This is a genomic window from Bacillus sp. 2CMS4F, from assembly GCF_023161785.1.
Lineage (GTDB): Bacteria > Bacillota > Bacilli > Bacillales > Bacillaceae > Bacillus > Bacillus halotolerans.
On the sequence record NZ_JALNTO010000002.1, the window covers coordinates 611,982 to 630,944 of the forward strand.

The 18,963-nt window shown below is 41.3% G+C and carries 21 protein-coding genes; 15 read left to right on the forward strand and 6 right to left on the reverse strand.

From position 1 onward, the window contains the following. The first annotated feature begins 17 nt into the window (after positions 1-17). On the forward strand, positions 18-1,334 hold the full coding sequence (cshB, locus tag MTN95_RS06730) for a DEAD-box ATP-dependent RNA helicase CshB (protein WP_105953598.1): 1,317 nt from the start codon (positions 18-20) through the stop codon (positions 1,332-1,334). Between the two features lie 9 nt (positions 1,335-1,343). Then, the gene (locus MTN95_RS06735) at positions 1,344-2,237 is read left to right on the forward strand and encodes a deoxyribonuclease IV (RefSeq protein ID WP_105953599.1); all 894 of its coding nucleotides are present in this window, start codon (positions 1,344-1,346) and stop codon (positions 2,235-2,237) included. A gap of 31 nt (positions 2,238-2,268) precedes the next feature. Here the strand turns inward: MTN95_RS06735 and MTN95_RS06740 are convergent, their stop codons facing one another. After that, positions 2,269-2,523, reverse strand: coding sequence for a DUF2624 domain-containing protein (locus tag MTN95_RS06740; RefSeq protein ID WP_105953600.1), 255 nt, complete (start codon positions 2,521-2,523; stop codon positions 2,269-2,271). Between the two features lie 116 nt (positions 2,524-2,639). Between MTN95_RS06740 and MTN95_RS06745 the strand changes: the two genes are divergently transcribed. Continuing rightward, on the forward strand, positions 2,640-3,521 hold the full coding sequence (locus tag MTN95_RS06745; protein WP_010334965.1) for a YitT family protein: 882 nt from the start codon (positions 2,640-2,642) through the stop codon (positions 3,519-3,521). 141 nt (positions 3,522-3,662) lie between these two features. Further along, positions 3,663-4,100: a zinc uptake transcriptional repressor Zur gene (gene zur / locus MTN95_RS06750; RefSeq protein WP_248337432.1), complete on the forward strand. Its 438-nt coding sequence runs from the start codon at positions 3,663-3,665 to the stop codon at positions 4,098-4,100. Positions 4,101-4,142: 42 nt separating this feature from the next. On the opposite strand, the gene MTN95_RS06755 is transcribed toward zur, so the two are convergent. Next, positions 4,143-4,724, reverse strand: coding sequence for a nucleotidase (locus tag MTN95_RS06755; RefSeq protein ID WP_024122075.1), 582 nt, complete (start codon positions 4,722-4,724; stop codon positions 4,143-4,145). A 132-nt stretch (positions 4,725-4,856) separates the two neighbouring features. Between MTN95_RS06755 and MTN95_RS06760 the strand changes: the two genes are divergently transcribed. Then, on the forward strand, positions 4,857-5,246 hold the full coding sequence (locus tag MTN95_RS06760) for a DUF308 domain-containing protein (protein ID WP_248337464.1): 390 nt from the start codon (positions 4,857-4,859) through the stop codon (positions 5,244-5,246). Positions 5,247-5,271: 25 nt separating this feature from the next. Here MTN95_RS06760 and ispG read toward each other — a convergent pair whose 3' ends face one another. Then, positions 5,272-6,390 (reverse strand): flavodoxin-dependent (E)-4-hydroxy-3-methylbut-2-enyl-diphosphate synthase, encoded by a 1,119-nt coding sequence (gene ispG / locus MTN95_RS06765; protein WP_174754447.1) that lies wholly within the window; start codon positions 6,388-6,390, stop codon positions 5,272-5,274. Between the two features lie 137 nt (positions 6,391-6,527). Next, on the reverse strand, positions 6,528-6,827 hold the full coding sequence (locus MTN95_RS06770; RefSeq protein ID WP_095713288.1) for a LysM peptidoglycan-binding domain-containing protein: 300 nt from the start codon (positions 6,825-6,827) through the stop codon (positions 6,528-6,530). Between the two features lie 275 nt (positions 6,828-7,102). On the opposite strand from MTN95_RS06770, the gene MTN95_RS06775 reads away from it, so the two are divergent. After that, a complete protein-coding gene (locus MTN95_RS06775; protein WP_248337434.1) occupies positions 7,103-7,531 on the forward strand; it encodes a cell wall-binding protein in 429 nt (142 codons plus the stop codon). Positions 7,532-7,951: 420 nt separating this feature from the next. Here the strand turns inward: MTN95_RS06775 and MTN95_RS06780 are convergent, their stop codons facing one another. Continuing rightward, positions 7,952-8,719 (reverse strand): DUF1189 domain-containing protein, encoded by a 768-nt coding sequence (locus tag MTN95_RS06780; RefSeq protein WP_248337436.1) that lies wholly within the window; start codon positions 8,717-8,719, stop codon positions 7,952-7,954. Positions 8,720-8,848: 129 nt separating this feature from the next. Here MTN95_RS06780 and MTN95_RS06785 point away from each other — a divergent pair, with 129 nt between their 5' ends. The 9 genes from MTN95_RS06785 to pstB (MTN95_RS06825) all read left to right on the forward strand — a co-directional run bounded on the left by MTN95_RS06785 (position 8,849) and on the right by pstB (MTN95_RS06825) (position 18,344). Continuing rightward, positions 8,849-9,331 carry a DUF456 domain-containing protein gene (locus tag MTN95_RS06785; RefSeq protein ID WP_010334953.1) on the forward strand — a complete coding sequence of 161 codons (483 nt, stop codon included), beginning with the start codon at positions 8,849-8,851 and terminating at the stop codon, positions 9,329-9,331. Between the two features lie 177 nt (positions 9,332-9,508). After that, positions 9,509-10,117: a superoxide dismutase SodA gene (gene sodA / locus MTN95_RS06790; RefSeq protein WP_024122071.1), complete on the forward strand. Its 609-nt coding sequence runs from the start codon at positions 9,509-9,511 to the stop codon at positions 10,115-10,117. 107 nt (positions 10,118-10,224) lie between these two features. Further along, the gene (locus MTN95_RS06795) at positions 10,225-11,517 is read left to right on the forward strand and encodes an MFS transporter (RefSeq protein ID WP_024122070.1); all 1,293 of its coding nucleotides are present in this window, start codon (positions 10,225-10,227) and stop codon (positions 11,515-11,517) included. Between the two features lie 113 nt (positions 11,518-11,630). After that, positions 11,631-13,781, forward strand: coding sequence for a peptidoglycan D,D-transpeptidase FtsI family protein (gene pbpA, locus MTN95_RS06800; protein ID WP_248337438.1), 2,151 nt, complete (start codon positions 11,631-11,633; stop codon positions 13,779-13,781). Positions 13,782-13,936: 155 nt separating this feature from the next. After that, positions 13,937-14,839 carry a phosphate ABC transporter substrate-binding protein gene (locus MTN95_RS06805; RefSeq protein ID WP_024122068.1) on the forward strand — a complete coding sequence of 301 codons (903 nt, stop codon included), beginning with the start codon at positions 13,937-13,939 and terminating at the stop codon, positions 14,837-14,839. 68 nt (positions 14,840-14,907) lie between these two features. Beyond that, positions 14,908-15,837 carry a phosphate ABC transporter permease subunit PstC gene (gene pstC, locus MTN95_RS06810; RefSeq protein WP_024122067.1) on the forward strand — a complete coding sequence of 310 codons (930 nt, stop codon included), beginning with the start codon at positions 14,908-14,910 and terminating at the stop codon, positions 15,835-15,837. Then, the gene (gene pstA, locus MTN95_RS06815) at positions 15,837-16,721 is read left to right on the forward strand and encodes a phosphate ABC transporter permease PstA (RefSeq protein WP_248337440.1); all 885 of its coding nucleotides are present in this window, start codon (positions 15,837-15,839) and stop codon (positions 16,719-16,721) included. Before pstC ends, pstA begins: the two co-directional genes overlap by 1 nt. Positions 16,722-16,741: 20 nt before the next feature. Further along, the gene (gene pstB, locus MTN95_RS06820) at positions 16,742-17,551 is read left to right on the forward strand and encodes a phosphate ABC transporter ATP-binding protein PstB (RefSeq protein ID WP_105990438.1); all 810 of its coding nucleotides are present in this window, start codon (positions 16,742-16,744) and stop codon (positions 17,549-17,551) included. 10 nt (positions 17,552-17,561) lie between these two features. Then, on the forward strand, positions 17,562-18,344 hold the full coding sequence (gene pstB, locus MTN95_RS06825) for a phosphate ABC transporter ATP-binding protein PstB (RefSeq protein ID WP_024122064.1): 783 nt from the start codon (positions 17,562-17,564) through the stop codon (positions 18,342-18,344). A 58-nt stretch (positions 18,345-18,402) separates the two neighbouring features. On the opposite strand, the gene MTN95_RS06830 is transcribed toward pstB (MTN95_RS06825), so the two are convergent. Next, on the reverse strand, positions 18,403-18,963 hold a 561-nt coding region (locus tag MTN95_RS06830; protein WP_248337442.1), incomplete at its 5' end, for an IS3 family transposase.

Sequence of the window (18,963 nt, forward strand, 5' to 3'; positions counted from 1 at the left end):
TTAAGGAGCTGGGAAAAATGAAAGAAACTAAATTTGATGTGTATGAATTGAAACCGTTTATTATAGATGCAGTACATCGCCTTGGTTTTTATGAACCGACTGATATTCAAAAAAGGCTGATTCCTGCTGTATTAAAAAAAGAAAGCGTCATCGGACAGTCTCAGACGGGAACCGGAAAGACTCACGCTTACTTGCTTCCTTTGTTAAATAAAATTGATCCTGCTAAGGATGTCGTTCAGGTGGTCATCACGGCTCCGACGCGCGAGCTTGCCAACCAGATTTATCAGGAAGCGCTGAAAATCACGCAGGGTGCAGAAGGCGATTCGATCCGTTCGAAATGTTTTATCGGAGGAACAGATAAGCAGAAAGCCATTGATAAACTGAAAACGCAGCCGCATCTAGTCGTCGGAACGCCTGGACGGATTGCGGATTTAATCAAAGAACAGGCATTAAGTGTTCATAAAGCTGAATCTCTTGTTATTGATGAAGCGGATTTAATGCTGGATATGGGATTCCTTGCAGACGTTGATTACATTGGTTCACGTATGCCAGAGGATCTGCAGATGCTTGTGTTCTCTGCAACAATTCCGGAAAAGCTGAAACCGTTTTTGAAAAAATATATGGAAAACCCGAAATATGCCCACGTGGAGCCGAAACAGGTCACTGCTGCGAAAATTGAGCATATTCTTATTCCTTCAAAGCACCGTGATAAGGACAAGCTCCTTTTCGATATCATGTCTAATCTGAACCCATACTTAGGCATTGTGTTTGCCAATACGAAAAACACTGCCGACCATATTGCCAAATATTTGATGGGCAAAGGTATGAAAATCGGACTTCTGCACGGCGGCTTAACGCCTCGTGAGCGGAAAAAAGTCATGAAGCAGATTAATGATTTGGAATTCACTTATGTAATTGCAACTGACCTCGCCGCAAGAGGCATTGATATTAAAGGTGTCAGCCATGTCATCAACTATGAGCTGCCTGATGATCTTGATTTCTATGTTCACCGTGTGGGCAGAACAGCGCGCGCGGGTTCTTCAGGACAGGCCATGACCATTTATGAGCTTTCTGATGAGGATGCATTGGTGAAGCTTGAGAAAATGGGCATTGAGTTTGATTACCTGGAGATTGAAAAAGGTGAATGGAAAAAAGGCGATGACCGCCAGCGCCGCCAAAAGCGTAAAAAGACGCCAAACGAAGCAGATGAAATCGCCCATCGTCTCGTGAAAAAGCCGAAGAAGGTTAAGCCGGGATATAAAAAGAAAATGAGCTACGAGATGGAGAAAATTAAGAAAAAACAGCGAAGAAATCAATCTAAAAAAAGAAAGTAGGGGAACCGGTTGTTGAGAATAGGTTCACACGTCTCTATGAGCGGGAAACATATGCTTCTGGCTGCGAGTCAGGAAGCAGTCTCTTACGGGGCGAACACGTTTATGATTTATACAGGTGCGCCGCAAAATACGCGCCGAAAAAAAATTGAAGACTTAAATATAGAAGCCGGCCGCGCTCACATGCAGGAAAACGGGATCGACGAGATTATCGTACACGCGCCTTATATTATTAATATTGGCAATACGACCAATCCGGCTACTTTTGAGCTTGGTGTTGATTTTCTCCGCTCTGAAATTGAGCGGACAGCTGCTATCGGCGCGAAGCAAATCGTCCTTCACCCGGGTGCTCATGTTGGGGCGGGAGCCGAAGAAGGCATTAAAAAAATCATTGAAGGCTTAAATGAAGTCATTGATCCGAATCAAAATGTGCAGATTGCATTAGAAACAATGGCAGGCAAAGGATCTGAATGCGGCAGAAGCTTTGAAGAGCTTGCGCAAATTATTGATGGCGTGACACACAATGAGCAGTTATCTGTATGCTTTGACACATGCCATACACATGATGCCGGCTACAATATTGTCGAAGATTTTGACGGAGTGCTGAATGAGTTCGATAAAATTGTCGGTATTGACAGAATCAAAGTGCTCCATATCAATGACAGCAAAAATGTCAAAGGCGCGAGAAAAGACCGTCATGAAAATATTGGATTCGGGGAAATCGGGTTTGACGCATTGCAATATGTCGTTCATCATGAGCAGTTAAAAGACATCCCGAAAATTCTTGAAACGCCGTATGTCGGTGAAGATAAAAAGAACAAAAAACCGCCGTACCGTTTTGAGATTCAAATGCTGAAAGAAAAGCAATTTGACAACACATTACTCGAAAAGATTTTACAGCAATAAAAAAAGGGGGGGATTGAATTCCCCCCTTTTTTCAGCTTGTGAACTGTTTGAAAAGTTCATGAACGGTTTGGGCTGTTTCTTTTGAAGTAATGGATTCTACTTGTTTCAGCAGCCGCGTACGTTCCTGCTCATTAAAAATATTCACGTTTTTCCCGTATAACAGGTTTGCTACTTCAACTGCCTGCGGTTTTGACAGACTGATTCCGTATTGCTTAGAGTACTTCAATAAATCTTCAGCACTGGCTTGATTGAGCCTCTGCAAAATAATTCTTTGAAATAATATCATCGAACATTCCACCTCTCAGACATAATGTATGGGCAAATCAGTAAAATGTGTCAGCATTTCATGGTAAAATAGAGTCATAGTCTATTTAAAATAGTTATTGCAGGAAAGGAGATTTTATGACCCCAACAAAACAACACAAAAGAGAATCATTTACCCACTTTATATTCAGGGTCATCATGATTCTGATTGGAGCTGCGTCTGCGGCGGTAAGTATTGAATTATTTTTAGTCCCCAATGATTTTATTGATGGAGGCATTATCGGTGTATCACTTATTTTAGACCACCTCTTTATGTCAAACCCCTTTCTGAATTTCGCTGTATTCGTTGTCATTTTAAACATTCCTTTTATGATCTTCGGATATAAATATATAGGTAAGACCTTCCTCGTTTCTACTGTTATCGGGATTGTCGGCCTTGCCTTAATCGAATCCTCGCTTCACCACGTAGAAGCCATTACGACACAGCCTATTCTGGCTACAGTATTCGGAGGTCTTTTGCTCGGCTTTGGTGTCGGGCTGGTGATTCGAAACGGTGGTTCAATGGACGGCACAGAAATTCTCGGTATCCTTCTAACGAAAAAACTGCCCTTTTCAGTTGGTGAGTTTGTGATGCTCATCAATGTATTTATCTTTATTTGGGCCGGTTTTGTGTTCGGTCCTGAGCAAGCTATGTATTCTTTCATGACTTACTACATTGCCATGAAAACCATTGATGCGGTCATCCAAGGGCTTGATGAAACAAAAGCTGTGATTATTGTCTCGGACCAGTATGATGAGATTTCTGACGCTATATTACACCGTCTCGGACGCGGAACAACGAAGCTGAAGGGAAAAGGCGGCTATACAGACGAGGAAAAAGATGTGATTTATGCAGTTGTCACAAGGCTGGAAGTGACCAAGCTCAAATCCATTGTGTTTGAAGTCGATGATAATGCATTTATTACAATTATGAATACTCATGAAACAAGAGGCGGTAAATTCAAAACCGCAATCCACTAGGCTTTCATTTACTTTTATTCATTTTATGGGTATAATTTTATCAGTAGTAAAGAAGATGGCTTGCTGGTCAGACAGCTGCCATTTTCTTTTTGATATATAAGATACGTTCGTTCTTAAGCAAAGCGAAAAGGGGGGCCCTTCATGAACGTACAAGAAGCGCTGAACTTACTGAAAGAAAACGGATATAAATATACAAGCAAACGGGAAGATATGCTTCAGCTTTTTGCTGATTCGGACAGGTATCTGACCGCTAAAAATGTACTGTCTGCACTAAATGATGATTATCCCGGTTTAAGCTTTGATACGATTTACAGAAACCTTTCTTTATATGAAGAGCTAGGTATTTTGGAAACGACTGAGCTCTCCGGTGAAAAGCTGTTCCGATTTAAATGCTCATTTACTCATCATCACCATCACTTTATTTGCCTGGCTTGCGGCAAAACAAAGGAAATTGAGTCTTGTCCGATGGATAAGCTCTATGATGACCTAGATGGCTATCAGATCAGCGGGCATAAATTTGAGATTTACGGGAGATGTCCAAGCTGTGAACAGGAAAAGCAAGATCAACCTTCTGCGTAAGAGTTAAGGATAGAGAAAAAGGAGCCTGATCAGGCTCCTTTTTTAATTTTTCACACGTATGAAATAATGTTTATTTTCATTTATCCATTGAACCGCTTCGAGCCAGTTGTTAACTCTAATGATATTTGAATCGATCGGAAGCTGGTTATAAGGCGAATTGAATAAAATCACCGGTATACCGGCTTCTTTTGCAATCATCATTGCGTTTCCGTGATGATCCTCAAAAAACAAGTCGATGTCATGTTTTTTGACCGCTTCGACTTTATGATGCCCGCCCACGAGCTCTATGTGGTCATAATGGATGTTTTGTCTGTCAAACCATTCGAACGTAACATCGCTTAAATGAGTCCTTCTCGCCGTAATATAAATCAGCCGGTGCTCCTCTTTGAGGAGGTCAAGGGACTGTTTTGCATGCTGCGCAAGAAGTGCTTCTTTATATATGATTGCTTCATTTTGATTCATCCAATCCCAAAATTCTTCCTGTGTAATATGTAACAGTTTTGTTAAATCATAATCCGTCATATCGTTTAATGAAATGGAAAGATTAAACGAGCGGTTTAAATAAGGGACGAATGTATCCTGAGCCGTGATTGTGCCGTCAATATCTATTCCTAACCGTAACATGCCCACACTCCTTCAGTTTCATCCTTTCAAGTGTAACATAAACAATTAACATTACCAGAAAAGTTTAGCAAACATGAATCAGCAAAAATGGATCAAACTATAAAAGCTCCTTTAATAAAACAGAAGGGGGAATTGAAGGTGGCAAACGATTACGAAAAACGTGATAACAACAGTTACTATGTAGATCATGGTTCTGAAGGAACAAATATTACCCGCGACAATGATGGTTTTTTTGAGGAAACGGCTGCTGAAATTGCAGAACCTTTCCGTGCTTCTGACCGAAGCGGTGACCAAGAGAATGACCGTAGCGGCGGAAATGTCAATGAAGGACGGGGGCTAGGGTATATCGCTTTAGCCTTGTCCATTATTTCATTGTTTGTTCTTCCTGTTTTGTTGGGAGCTGCCGGTATTATTGTCGGCTATATCGCAAGAAGAAGAGGAGCCCAAAGCCTGGGTGCATGGGCCATGGGGATTGGTGTTGTTTCATTAGTGCTTGGAATATTTATTATTCCATTTTTCTAATACAAAAAAGCTTGACGGGTTCCCGTCAAGCTTTTTGTGTTTCTTCAGCTAATTTCGCTTTTTCAGCCTCAAGCTTTGCGTAGTGCTCTTCAGCAAGTATGTCGATTTCTTTTTTCAGTTCTTCAACCATTGTTTCTTCTGGAACCTTACGGACAATTTTACCTTTTCGGAACAGAAGGCCTTCGCCGCGTGCTCCAGCGATGCCGATATCAGCTTCTCTCGCTTCACCCGGGCCGTTTACCGCACATCCGAGAACGGCGACTTTAATAGGCGCTTTCACTTTAGAAATGTATTCTTCCACTTCGTTGGCGATACTGATCAAATCAATCTCGATACGGCCGCAAGTCGGGCATGAGATGAGGGTTGCGGCGTTAGAGGCCAAACCAAAGGATTTCAATAGCTCTCTCGCTACTTTAACCTCTTCAACCGGGTCTGCGCTTAATGAGATACGCAGGGTGTTACCGATGCCCTTGCTTAAAATCGCGCCAAGTCCGGCTGCGCTTTTTACTGTACCGGCAAACAGCGTTCCTGACTCGGTGATTCCGAGGTGAAGCGGGTAATCAAATGCTTTTGACGCTTTTTCGTAAGCCTCGATGGCAAGGTTTACGTCAGAAGCCTTCATGCTGACGATAATATCGTGAAAATCTAGATCTTCAAGAATCTTAATGTGATGAAGAGCACTTTCTACCATGCCGTCTGCTGTCGGATATCCGTATTTTTCTAAAATCCGTTTTTCCAATGAACCTGCGTTTACACCAATTCGGATTGGAATCCCTTTTTCTTTTGCCGCTTTAACGACCGCTTCGACTTTTTCACGGCGGCCGATGTTGCCTGGGTTGATTCGTATTTTATCTGCGCCGCCTTCAATGGCTTTTAACGCAAGCTTATAATCAAAATGAATGTCAACGACGAGCGGAATGGAGATGCGTTTCTTAATATCCGCAATGGCGTTTGCCGCCCGTTCATCCGGACAAGCCACCCGCACGATTTGGCATCCGGCTTCAGCCAGCCGGTTAATTTCCGCAACCGTTGCTTCTACATCATGTGTTTTGGTTGTTGTCATGCTTTGGATAACGACTTCATTGTTACCGCCTATTGTTAAAGGTCCCACTTTAACGGGACGCGTTTTTGTACGATGGGTGATTTCACTCACTTGTCAATCGCTCCTTAATTGTAGTTGCCGCTTCTAGATAGAATAAACCTAGTATGGTGTATGTCAATGTATTTTACAAATTATATTGTAACAGTGTATTCGCCGAACTGACAAGAAATTAACGTTAATTATGGGTAGACCGGGAATTTGTATGCTGTTCCTGCTTGAATCGTATTGGCTTTTACACTTGGATTAAGCGTTTCAAAATCCTTTACAATATCGTCAGGGGAACTTGCAGACCCGACAATTGACATGACCGTGTCACCCGGTTTTACCGTCACCGTTTTATACGCTGTTTCCTGTACAGCTGTTTTTGCCGATGCTTTATAGACAGGGAGGTTCTGAATGGGGATCGTTCCAATTTTAAGATCATAAAAAATAATAAAAAGGATAAAGAGAATGCTGAATACAAAAGTGAGACGTTTCATTGATTTTGCCTCCCGCATACAAAATTTTATAACATAGTATGCTTGTCCATTTGGATTCATGACATAAAGAAAAGAGACAGCGAATGCAATATCAGATTAAACAGCAGCTTTTTTTGATGGGATCTCTCCAATTAACATTATCTTCAGTTAGAAAATAGTATAAAATTAGAAATAAAAAGGGTCTTTTATAATATAAAACTTCTATATCTAGTATTTACAATGGACGCTGGGTTTGTTAGGATAATTATGTAATAGTTTTAAAGGAGGACCTAAAAATGAAGCAAGGAAAATTTTCAGTGTTTTTAATTTTGCTACTTATGTTAGCATTGGTAGCTGTACCTAAAGAGAAAGCAGAGGCGGCAAGTAGTGGTTGGCAACCGGTGAGTGGCATCTCTGGTTGTAAAATAAGAGTTATTACAGATGCCTATACATATACTAAGAGTGCAACATCTATCGATGCTTACGCTGAAACAAATGGAAAATGCGGTAAACTATATTATAATGACTTTGGTATATCCATAGTTGAGGGAGGACCGATCGGGCACCACTATTCAGGGTACTTTTCAAATAGAACCCCAACCAAGAAGTTCTACTTCAGTAAATTGCCAAAACCAACAGGAGTCTCTTGGGCAGTAGGATTATCCGTACATAAGGGAAAAGCCTATGGGGCTGCATCTGTATATATAAATCCACAAAGAAGATAGTAGTGTGAAACTTATTTGAAGTCTATTGGAATACAACTTAAATATTTGGTATGTTATTGCTAGATGCCTATTGGTATCTAGCTTTTTTTGAAATTTATTTAATTTATAGTTAAGTAATCTTCTTTTTATTTAAGTGAAAAATAAATTTGCTAAACCTTCAATCACATGGGTCTAATAATTTGGAGTTTGCTAAAAATAATACTCTAAATACATTAGATTTATTGATAAAAAAACCTCTCAAAATTTCTGTCCCGAAAGTATTCTTTTTTGCTCCTTCTTTTTTATCACCCATTGGTTAAAATTTGTTGGGCTTCTGTAGTTGAACAACTATTTTCCATTTTCGACAATTACCCTTTAAGTAGGAAAGTGTAATTGTCCTATAACACTCTCTACTTAAGGGTATCAATAAATGCAATTTTCTCAAACTTTTTCAATTGATTTTTTCGTTGGAATCTCTTTCAACACGAGAAACAGGATGACAAAGTTGACAAACCAGTTCAGCAAAAATTCACTTGGAACTGTCACTTCTAACGCGCGCATGATCGTAAAGAATACAGTCGATAGGGTGACGGAATAGGCAGAAAGCTTCCAGAGCTGGTGGTAGGACAGGTGCTTCTTCTGGGAATTCTTAATGATTAGCCCGATAAGCGCCAAGAATGATACCTCAATAAATTTTCCCGCCGCTGTCACGAGAAAAATGAGTACCGAGAGAACAGTCACGATCATTGTTTTATTTTGGTTTAACCCTGCAGTGACATCTTTTTTGGTTAAATCTGACGGCATCATTGAGTAAGCCATCTCTTGGGCCTGTCCGTCAATGGCCAAAACAAACTTATCCTGAAGTATACCTATTGCGTTTTGCTTTGCTTCGATTTGTTCAGTGCCATATGCATCCGTCGGATCAAACACAATGACAAAGCCGTTTGCCTTTGATTCTGTGGCTTTTTTTTCATCCGTCTGAAGTTTGCCGTTTGAAATTGTGAAATCAGGGAAATCTTTGTTTAAAACGGATTTAAAGCCGTTCATAGATTGGACGGTCCCTGAGCTTACATAATAAGCAGTGGGGATCGCAAAAAGGACAGAAAGCAAAAATACATAAAGAATCGCTTTTCCGATTCCTTGAAATCTTGTTTTTGCAATATCCCGTGGAGAGTATGTACTTTTGATGAAAAGCTGAAATACATTCACTGTCTTCACTTCCTAGCTATACAATATATGTTGCTTATTGTATCGTTGCCTGCGTATGAATACAAGGAAGACCTGCATTGGCAGAAGTGTAAGATAAGAGATGTAAGCATAATGAGGAGGATGGATTCTATGGATATTTTGTATTGGCTGTTGATCGCGGCACTATTTATCATCGCTTTTATCGGGCTTGTGTATCCTGTTATTCCAAGTGTTGTATTTATCGTTGCCGGTTTTGTATTATATGGATTTTTGTTTTCTTTCAGTCCGTATTCCTATATGTTCTGGCTGGTTGAAGCTGTATTCGCCGCAGTATTATTCGCCGCAGATTACGTTTCCAATCTGCTTGGTGTAAAGAGGTTCGGCGGAAGCAAAGCTGCTATTTGGGGGAGTACGATCGGGTTGTTGATCGGTCCCTTTGTGATTCCGGTTGCGGGGATTATTTTAGGGCCGTTTATCGGAGCTGTTTGCGCAGAGCTTATCGTACATCAAAAAGATGTAAAATCAGCGTTTAAAATTGGGCTAGGCTCATTGATCGGCTTTTTAACGGGGGTCATTGCAAAGGGAATTATTCAGCTTTTAATGATCGGATATTTTTTATGGACTGTCCTGTAAGAATTGCTGTCAGGAGGTTTAAGGGGGCAAAGTAACGGTTAAAGTGAAATATGTCTGCTGAAATAGCCAAATTGTGAGCTTTTTCATTGATTACACGGCGTTCTTTTGTTACATTGAATGAAGAAAGGCTCGCTGTGAAGCGGCATTTCAGTACATATATATTAAGGAGGAATTATCATGGCTTACGAACTTCCAGAATTACCTTATGCGTACGATGCTTTAGAACCGCATATCGACAAGGAAACTATGAATATTCACCATACGAAGCACCATAACACATACGTTACAAATTTAAACAAAGCGGTTGAAGGAAACACTGCTCTTGCAAACAAATCAGTTGAAGAGCTTGTTGCAGATCTAGATTCTGTTCCTGAAAACATCCGCACAGCAGTCCGCAACAATGGCGGTGGACACGCGAACCACAAATTATTCTGGACACTTTTATCTCCAAACGGCGGTGGCGAGCCAACTGGCGAGCTTGCTGAAGAGATCAACAGTGTATTTGGAAGCTTGGACAAATTCAAAGAACAATTCGCTGCAGCAGCAGCTGGACGTTTCGGTTCAGGCTGGGCATGGCTTGTTGTAAATAACGGCAAACTTGAAATCACAAGCACGCCAAACCAAGATTCTCCGCTTTCTGAAGGCAAAACGCCTATCCTAGGTCTTGATGTTTGGGAGCATGCTTACTACCTTAACTATCAAAACCGCCGTCCTGATTACATTTCAGCTTTCTGGAATGTGGTAAACTGGGACGAAGTTGCTCGTCTTTACAGCGCAGCAAAATAATAACGCAAAACAAGGCCCTCATAAAAGGGCCTTGTTTTTTTATGTCTTCTCTTTACATATCTCTGTTTCAGTGAGACAGACTAAGGGGTAGTAAAGGGGAGTCAGTAATGAGCAAACTAAAAAAGGTAATTGGAGATGTAAATGTAAATAAAGGATTACTTCTTTTGCTGACCGTTGGCGGTCTTTACTCGTTAGGAATTGCGCTTTCCAATACATTTGTGAATGTGTATCTCTGGAAGCAGTCAGGAAAATTTATTGATTTGGCGATATACAACTTATCGATTGTGACGATGCAGCCGATAACATTTTATTTAGCTGGCCGTTTAGCCAAAAAAATAGACCGGGTTTTCATTCTTAGATTTGGAGTGATTTTTTTAGCAGCATTTTATTTAAGTGTGCTGCTGGCTGGAGAAACTGCTGCATCACGTCTTGTTCTCATCGGAGCGGTGCTCGGAGTAGGCTATGGATTTTACTGGCTCGCGTTTAATGTGCTCACCTTTGAAATAACAGAGCCTGATACGCGGGATTTTTTCAACGGCTTTATGGGCATCCTGTCCTCATCCGCAGGAATGATTGGTCCGATTGTTGCAGGATTTGTCATCTCAAGGCTTGAAAATAATACGGGTTACACTGTCATTTTCAGTCTCTCCCTCAGTTTATTTGCACTGGCTGTCGTGATGAGCTTCTTCCTAAAACGGAGAGAATCAAAGGGCCAATTTATGCTGAGTAAGGTATTTGGAGAACGCCACACTAATATGAACTGGCGGCGAATTACAAATGCGCATTTTTTTCAGGGCTTGAGAGAAGGGATTTTCGTCTTTTTAATCAGTGTTTTTGTGTTTATTGAAACAAACAGCGAACTGGCCCTCGGAACCTTTGGTCTCGTCAACTCTGCTGTTTCCTTTTTTGCCTATTATTTTGCTTCAAGGCTGATCAAGAAGAAGGCCCGTAAAAAATCAATTTTGCTGGGCGGCCTTATTCTCTATGGTGCGCTGTTTTTGATACTCTTTCATATGAGCTTTACGACATTATTGACGTACGGCGTGTTTATTGCGATCGGCTATCCTCTTTTGCTCGTGCCTTATGTATCGCTTACATATGATGTCATAGGACGGGCCAGACATGCCAGAAAAGCGAGAATTGAATATATCGTGCTGAGAGAAATGTTTTTAAACGCCGGCAGAATTGTTTCGATTTTATGCTTTCTCCTTATCGTGGCCCTTTTTAAAGAAGATATGGGTATACCGTTGTCGCTTGCCATCTTGGGTATCGGACATCCGCTCATTTATTACTTTGTCAAGGATATTCGTTTTAAAGAGAAAGAAGAGGAAAATGAAACTATGGAAGAAGACGGCCACAAACGGGTGACTGAACCGAACCTTTTAAAAGGCGAAAGATAATTTTTTGGCAATAAGGGGTTATCTGTAGAAAAAAGTCGAAAAAACCTTTAAAATGAAAAATGGCACTCTTACTTGAGTGTCTTTTCTTTCTGTAAATAGAAAAAGGTGATGTTATGAGGAGAAATAAACAAAAAAAGCAAAATCATAAAGAGAAAAAGAAGTCGCTTCCGATCCGGCTGAATATTTTATTTTTAGCCGCTTTTGTTATATTCACCTGGATTATTGTGGAGCTTGGCATTAAGCAGATCGTTCAAGGCGATGATTACAAAAATCAAGCCAATCAGCAGGAACAAAGTGAAGTCAGCTCGGCGGTGCCGCGCGGGAAAATTTATGATCGGAATTTTAATGCCATTGTAACAAATAAGGCTTTAAATGCGATTACATACACCAGATCTAAATCTACAACGCAAGAACAGCGTTTGAAAATCGCAAAAAAGCTGGCAGATATGATTAAAGTCGAGACAAAAAAAGTAACAGAACGGGATAAAAAGGATTATTGGATTTTGACTAGGCCGAAAGAAGCCAAAAATTTGATTACCTCTGAAGAAAGACAGAAGGTAAAAGACAAAAAATTATCCGATGACGATTTATATCAGCTTCAGCTGAAACGGATTAATGAGAAGCAGCTGAATGAACTGACGGATAAAGACATGCAGATCCTCGCCATCAAAAGACAGATGGATTCAGGATATGCATTGACCCCTCAATATATCAAAAATGAGGATGTATCGGCGAAGGAAATGGCAGTAGTGAGTGAACATTTAGATGAACTGCCGGGTGTCGATGTCACGTCAGATTGGGAACGTGAATACCCGTATAAGAGTCTTCTCCGCTCAGTGCTCGGAAGTGTATCCAGCTCTGATGAAGGTTTGCCGTCTAACTTGCTCGACCATTATCTCTCGCTTGGCTACAGCCGGAATGACAGGGTCGGAAAAAGTTATCTGGAATACCAATACGAAAGCCTTCTGCAGGGACAAAAAGCAAAAGTCGAAAACATTACAGATTCAAAGGGCAATGTCACGGGAACGAAAACCGTTTCTGAAGGTAAACCCGGTAAAGATCTTGTGCTAACAATTGACATTGATTTACAAAAATCAGTGGAAAAAATTATTGAAAAAAAACTTAAAGCTGCTAAAGCAAGACCGAGTACCGAATTGTTAGACCGTGCATTCGTTGTCATGATGGATCCGAGAAACGGTGAAGTTCTGACGATGGCTGGAAAGCAGATTAAACGAGAAAATGGAGCCTATAAGTTTGATGATTATGCGTTAGGAAATATGACTTCATCCTATACCATGGGATCAGCTGTTAAAGGTGCAACTGTTTTGACCGGCTTGCAAACCGGCGTTATCAATTTGAATACAGTATTTTATGATGAACCTTTGTATATCGGTCAAGATAAAATCGGTAAAAAATCATGGAAAAATCTGCGTTCGGTTAATATTCAAAGAGCCTTAGAGCAGTCTTCCAACGTATTTATGTTTAAAACGGCAATCGCACTCGGAAAAGGCGAGTATAAACCTCATCAAGCATTACCGATTGATACTGCAGCTTTTGATACATTCCGTAATCACTTTAGCCAATTTGGATTAGGTGTCAAAACGGGAATTGATCTTCCGAATGAAATGACAGGCTATAAAGGAACAGACAGACTGACGGGATTCTTGCTGGACTATGCGATTGGCCAGTATGACACGTATACACCGCTGGAAATGGCGCAATACGTATCAACGATTGCAAACGGCGGCTACCGCTTGAAGCCTCAGCTTGTTAAGGAAGTCAGAGAGTCAAATGCTCAAAAAGGAATCGGTGCTGTTGTACAATCTGTTCAGCCGGAAGTGCTGAATAAAATTGACATGAAGAATGAATACGTTAAAGAGGTACAGGCTGGGTTCAGACGAGTGATGACAAAAGGAACAGCTGCCACTCAATTTGCTTCAGCATCCTATCAGCCTGCCGGCAAAACAGGAACAGCACAGTCATTTTATGACGGGCCAGATAAATCAAAAACAGGAACAGCAACTTACAATACGACACTTGTCGCTTATGCACCTGCTGATAATCCTGAGATCGCCATTTCTGTGGTGGTTCCTTGGACCTACATTGATTATAATGACAGATATTCAATTACGAACGAAATCGGCAGAGAAGTATTGGATAAATATTTTGAGCTGAAATCGAAGCAGGACAAAGAAGATACTCAGCAAAAAAATAAAGACAAAATTGAAGAAAAAGCAGAAAACACAACGTCTTCTGATAACTAAACAGAAACGCCCACATCATGTGGGCGTTTTTTTTATACAAAAAAAATGCACGGATTTACAAAACCTTAACATTCGATTTAAACCTATTTTACATAGAACCTTTACTCTATACGTGTAGGACAAATTACACATTATACGCAGGGGGAATTCAGGAAATGAAAAAAAACAAATTGGTGCTTATGCTTCTGATGGCTGCTTTTATGATGATTGCAGCTGCATGCGGAAACGCAGGAGAAAGTGAAAAAACAAATAGCGGCTCTGCAAAAGGAGAAGAAAAGGCATCAGGTTCTTTAACCATTTCTGGTTCATCGGCCATGCAGCCATTAGTACTTGCAGCTGCAGAAAAATTTATGGAAGAAAACCCTGATGCTGATATACAGGTACAAGCAGGGGGGTCTGGAACAGGGCTTTCTCAAGTCTCTGAAGGAGCTGTTCAAATCGGAAATTCAGATGTTTTCGCTGAAGAAAAAGAAGGTATCGACGCAAAAGCGCTTGTAGATCATCAAGTTGCAGTAGTCGGTATGGCAGCGGCTGTAAACCCTGATACAGGTGTAAAAGATATCTCAAAAGATGAATTGAAAAAAATCTTCACTGGCAAAATCAAAAACTGGAAAGAGCTTGGCGGAAAGGACCAAAAAATTACGCTTGTAAACCGTCCTGATTCTTCAGGTACACGTGCTACATTTGTAAAATACGCGCTTGACGGAGAAGAACCAGCAGAAGGCATTACTGAGGATTCTTCCAACACTGTGAAAAAAATCATTGCTGATACTCCGGGAGCGATTGGATATCTTGCATTCTCATATTTAACAGATGACAAAGTAACAGCTTTATCTATTGACGGTGTGAAGCCGGAAGCGAAAAACGTTACAACTGGAGAATATCCAATCTGGGCTTATCAGCATTCTTATACAAAAGGCGAAGCGAAAGATCTAGCGAAAGAATTTCTTGATTATCTAAAGAGTGAAGACATTCAAAAAAGCATTGTAACTGACCAAGGGTACATTCCGGTGACTGATATGAAAGTAACTCGCGATGCCAAAGGGAAGCAAAGCTGATCTAAATAAAAAGAGGAGTGCGGAGACTTCCGTTTCTCCTCTTAACACATTCATAGGAGTGTAAAACAATGATAAACAATAGAGAAAATATGTCTGTGAGCGAACGTTTAATCAGCTCAAGGCAAAATAGGCAATTGGATGAAGTTCGGGGAAGAATGATCGTGACAGCCTGCGCGCTTATAATGATAGCGGCATCTGTGGCGATCACTATTTTCCTCGGCATTAAGGGGCTGCAATCTTTTCTTGTAAATGGTGTAAGCCCAATTGAATTCTTAACGAGTCTGAATTGGAACCCTACAGATTCTGATCCGAAATACGGAGTGCTGCCTTTTATCTTTGGCTCATTTGCAGTAACGATTCTCTCCGCTCTCATTGCTGCGCCGCTCGGCATAGCAGGTGCGATCTTTATGACAGAAATTGCGCCGAATTGGGGGAAGAAAGTGCTGCAGCCGGTGATCGAATTATTGGTCGGCATCCCATCTGTTGTTTATGGATTCATAGGTCTTACAGTATTGGTGCCTTTTATTGCTCAGTTCAAAACGAGCGGAACAGGACACAGTTTATTGGCGGGAACGATTGTGCTTTCTATTATGATTCTGCCGACGATTACATCTATCTCAGCTGATGCGATGGCATCACTTCCGAAAAGCTTAAGAGAAGGTTCTTACGCTCTCGGTGCGACAAGATGGCAGACCATTAGAAAAGTGCTCATTCCTGCAGCTTTTCCGACATTAATGACTGCCGTTGTCCTAGGTATGGCGCGTGCGTTTGGTGAGGCTCTGGCTGTCCAAATGGTCATTGGAAATACAAGAGTATTGCCTGAAAGTCTGTTTGACACCGCAGGAACATTGACAACCATTATTACGCTGAATATGGGCCATACCACATACGGAAGCGTTGAAAATAATACGCTGTGGTCAATGGGACTTGTTCTGCTGGTGATGTCATTCTTATTCATCCTGCTTATTCGCTACTTGTCATCTAGGAGGAAAGTGTAATGAACCGCAAATTAACAGATAAACTGGCGACTGGAATGTTCGGTTTATGCGCAGCCATTATCGCCGCGATTCTAGTCGGTCTGTTTTCCTATATTATTATTAACGGTGTTTCTCAGCTCAGCTTTGATTTTATTACGACAAAATCAAGCGCCATTGTCGCAGGAGGCGGGATACGAGACCAGCTGTTTAACTCCTTTTATATTCTGTTTATCACGATGCTGATTACCATCCCGCTCGGAGTGGGCGGCGGAGTGTTCATGGCGGAATACGCGCCTAACAACAAAGTGACAGATTTTATCAGAACGTGTATTGAGGTCCTTTCATCTCTTCCATCAATTGTCATTGGGATGTTCGGCTTACTGATGTTTGTTAACCTGACAGGCTGGGGATATACGATCATAGGCGGGGCGCTGGCATTAACGGTCTTTAATCTTCCTGTTATGGTGCGTGTGACAGAAGACGCGGTCCGTTCAGTCCCTAAAGATTTGAAGGAAGCATCGCTCGCTTTAGGTGTTTCTCGCTGGCATACCGTAAAAACCGTTTTAATACCAAGTGCGATCCCTTCCATCATCACAGGTGCCATTTTAGCGTCAGGAAGGGTGTTCGGGGAAGCGGCGGCTTTATTATTTACAGCAGGGCTTACAACGCCGCGTCTCAATTTTGCAGAGTGGAATCCGTTTTCTGAAACATCGCCGCTTAATATTTTCAGACCCGCTGAAACACTTGCGGTCCACATTTGGAACGTAAATACGCAAGGGATGATTCCGGATGCTGAAGCGATTGCCAACGGAGGTTCTGCAGTGCTGGTGATTTCAGTCCTAATCTTCAATCTCGCGGCGAGATGGCTTGGAACAATAATCTATAAAAAGCTTACGGCAAATTAGACCGGAAAGAGGCGAAAACAATGTCTGAACAAATGGTAAAAGAAAAGCCTGAGAGAGTGGTTATGATTCCTCAGCAGCAAAATGTGCTCGAGGTGAAGGATCTGTCTATTTTCTACGGAAACAAACAGGCTGTTCGTCACGTGAATATGGAGATTGAAAAAAATGCGGTGACTGCTTTGATCGGGCCGTCAGGATGCGGCAAATCTACTTTTCTTAGAAATATTAACCGCATGAATGACTTAATTCCTTCTGCAAGAAGCGAAGGTGAAATTTTGTATGAAGGATTAAATATACTGGGAAGCAATATTAACGTTGTCAGCTTAAGAAGAGAAATCGGCATGGTCTTCCAAAAGCCGAATCCATTTCCAAAATCGATCTACCATAATATCACGCATGCATTAAAATATGCCGGAGAGCGGAACAAATCAGTGCTCGATGACATCGTGGAAGAAAGCTTAACAAAAGCGGCGCTCTGGGATGAAGTAAAGGACCGTTTGCATTCATCTGCACTTTCGTTATCAGGCGGTCAGCAGCAGCGTTTATGTATTGCCAGAACGCTCGCGATGAAGCCGGCCGTTCTTCTTCTTGATGAACCTGCTTCAGCGCTAGATCCGATTTCGAATGCGAAAATAGAAGAATTGATTACGGAATTGAAAAGCGAATACTCAATTATTATTGTCACTCACAATATGCAGCAGGCTTTGCGGGTGTCTGACCGGACGGCTTTCTTTTTAAACGGCGAGATCGTTGAATACGGACAAACCGAACAAATTTTCACAAGTCCGAAGCAGCAAAAAACAGAGGATTACATTAACGGGAAATTCGGATAGGAGGCTGGCAATGAGTATTGCTACCGAAGCTGTAAAGAAACAGGAAGTATATCAAGTCAACGGAATGAATTTATGGTATGGGGAAAACCATGCCTTGAAAAATATCAATTTGAGCATTAATCAAAACGAAGTCACGGCGATTATCGGGCCGTCAGGATGCGGCAAATCGACATTTATTAAAACATTGAATTTAATGATTCAGATGACGCCGAATGTAAAGCTTGCGGGTGAGCTGAACTATAATGGCAGCAACATTTTAAAGGATAAAGTCGATATCGTAGATCTACGCAAAAATATCGGCATGGTATTTCAGAAAGGAAACCCGTTTCCGCAATCAATTTTTGATAATGTTGCTTACGGACCGAGAGTTCACGGCATCAAAAATAAAAAGAAGCTGCAAGACATTGTAGAAAAGTCATTAAAAGACGTGGCGCTGTGGGATGAGGTGAAGGATCGTTTGCATTCATCTGCACTCTCATTATCAGGCGGCCAGCAGCAGCGTCTCTGTATCGCCAGAGCTCTTGCGACAAATCCTGATATTTTGCTGATGGATGAGCCGACATCTGCGCTAGATCCAATTTCGACGAGAAAAATTGAAGAGCTCATTCTTCAGCTGAAAAATAAATACACCATCGTTATCGTGACGCACAACATGCAGCAGGCAGCGAGGGTTTCTGATCAAACTGCATTTTTCTACATGGGTGAGCTTGTTGAATGCGACAATACAAATAAAATGTTCTCTCAGCCGAGAGATCAAAGAACACTCGATTATATTACAGGGAAATTCGGATAAAAAAAACAGGCTGTTACGGGACTGACCCCTGTTTTTGAGACAGGGATCAAAACACCTTTTATACAGCCAATTGCCGATAGCTTATCGGTGATTGGCTGTTTAGTTTCGTTTGAATACGAATGTTGTTATAATAATAAATGTATTCTTTGACAGTGCGTTCTACGATGGCGGTCGTGGTTCGATTAATGCTGTTAAGATAGAACGTTTCAGACTTTAGTGAGGAATGAAACGATTCGATGGAGGCATTATCAGCGGGCGTCCCTTTGCGGGACATGCTCATGGTAATGCCTTTTGTTTTAACAGCTTTCTGATACTCATAAGATGTATACACAGATCCTTGGTCACTATGTAACACGCAGTTCTGAGGCAGTGTTGGCAGCTGATCAAGTGTGTTTAAGACAAAGTCTGTGTCCTGCTTATCTCCAATCGTGAAAGCAATTACTTCTCCATTGTATACATCCAATATACTGGAAAGGTACAATTGTTTCTGTCCATAAGGCAAATATGTGATGTCCGTTACTAGTTTTTCAAGAGGATGATCAGACTGAAAGTTCCGATCTAATATATTATCAACCACGGCATATGGCTGCCCATTCTTCTTGCGCTTTTTCACCTTAAC

Bases quoted from the DNA above. Each gene is read 5' to 3' on its own strand.
- cshB (WP_105953598.1), top strand. From the start codon at position 18: ATGAAAGAAACTAAATTTGATGTGTATGAATTGAAACCGTTTATTATA.
- MTN95_RS06740 (WP_105953600.1), bottom strand. From the start codon at position 2,523: ATGATATTATTTCAAAGAATTATTTTGCAGAGGCTCAATCAAGCCAGT.
- MTN95_RS06745 (WP_010334965.1), top strand. From the start codon at position 2,640: ATGACCCCAACAAAACAACACAAAAGAGAATCATTTACCCACTTTATA.
- zur (WP_248337432.1), top strand. From the start codon at position 3,663: ATGAACGTACAAGAAGCGCTGAACTTACTGAAAGAAAACGGATATAAA.
- MTN95_RS06755 (WP_024122075.1), bottom strand. From the start codon at position 4,724: ATGTTACGGTTAGGAATAGATATTGACGGCACAATCACGGCTCAGGAT.
- MTN95_RS06770 (WP_095713288.1), bottom strand. From the start codon at position 6,827: ATGAAACGTCTCACTTTTGTATTCAGCATTCTCTTTATCCTTTTTATT.
- MTN95_RS06775 (WP_248337434.1), top strand. From the start codon at position 7,103: ATGAAGCAAGGAAAATTTTCAGTGTTTTTAATTTTGCTACTTATGTTA.
- MTN95_RS06785 (WP_010334953.1), top strand. From the start codon at position 8,849: ATGGATATTTTGTATTGGCTGTTGATCGCGGCACTATTTATCATCGCT.
- sodA (WP_024122071.1), top strand. From the start codon at position 9,509: ATGGCTTACGAACTTCCAGAATTACCTTATGCGTACGATGCTTTAGAA.
- MTN95_RS06795 (WP_024122070.1), top strand. From the start codon at position 10,225: ATGAGCAAACTAAAAAAGGTAATTGGAGATGTAAATGTAAATAAAGGA.
- pbpA (WP_248337438.1), top strand. From the start codon at position 11,631: ATGAGGAGAAATAAACAAAAAAAGCAAAATCATAAAGAGAAAAAGAAG.
- MTN95_RS06805 (WP_024122068.1), top strand. From the start codon at position 13,937: ATGAAAAAAAACAAATTGGTGCTTATGCTTCTGATGGCTGCTTTTATG.
- pstC (WP_024122067.1), top strand. From the start codon at position 14,908: ATGATAAACAATAGAGAAAATATGTCTGTGAGCGAACGTTTAATCAGC.
- pstA (WP_248337440.1), top strand. From the start codon at position 15,837: ATGAACCGCAAATTAACAGATAAACTGGCGACTGGAATGTTCGGTTTA.
- pstB (WP_105990438.1), top strand. From the start codon at position 16,742: ATGTCTGAACAAATGGTAAAAGAAAAGCCTGAGAGAGTGGTTATGATT.
- pstB (WP_024122064.1), top strand. From the start codon at position 17,562: ATGAGTATTGCTACCGAAGCTGTAAAGAAACAGGAAGTATATCAAGTC.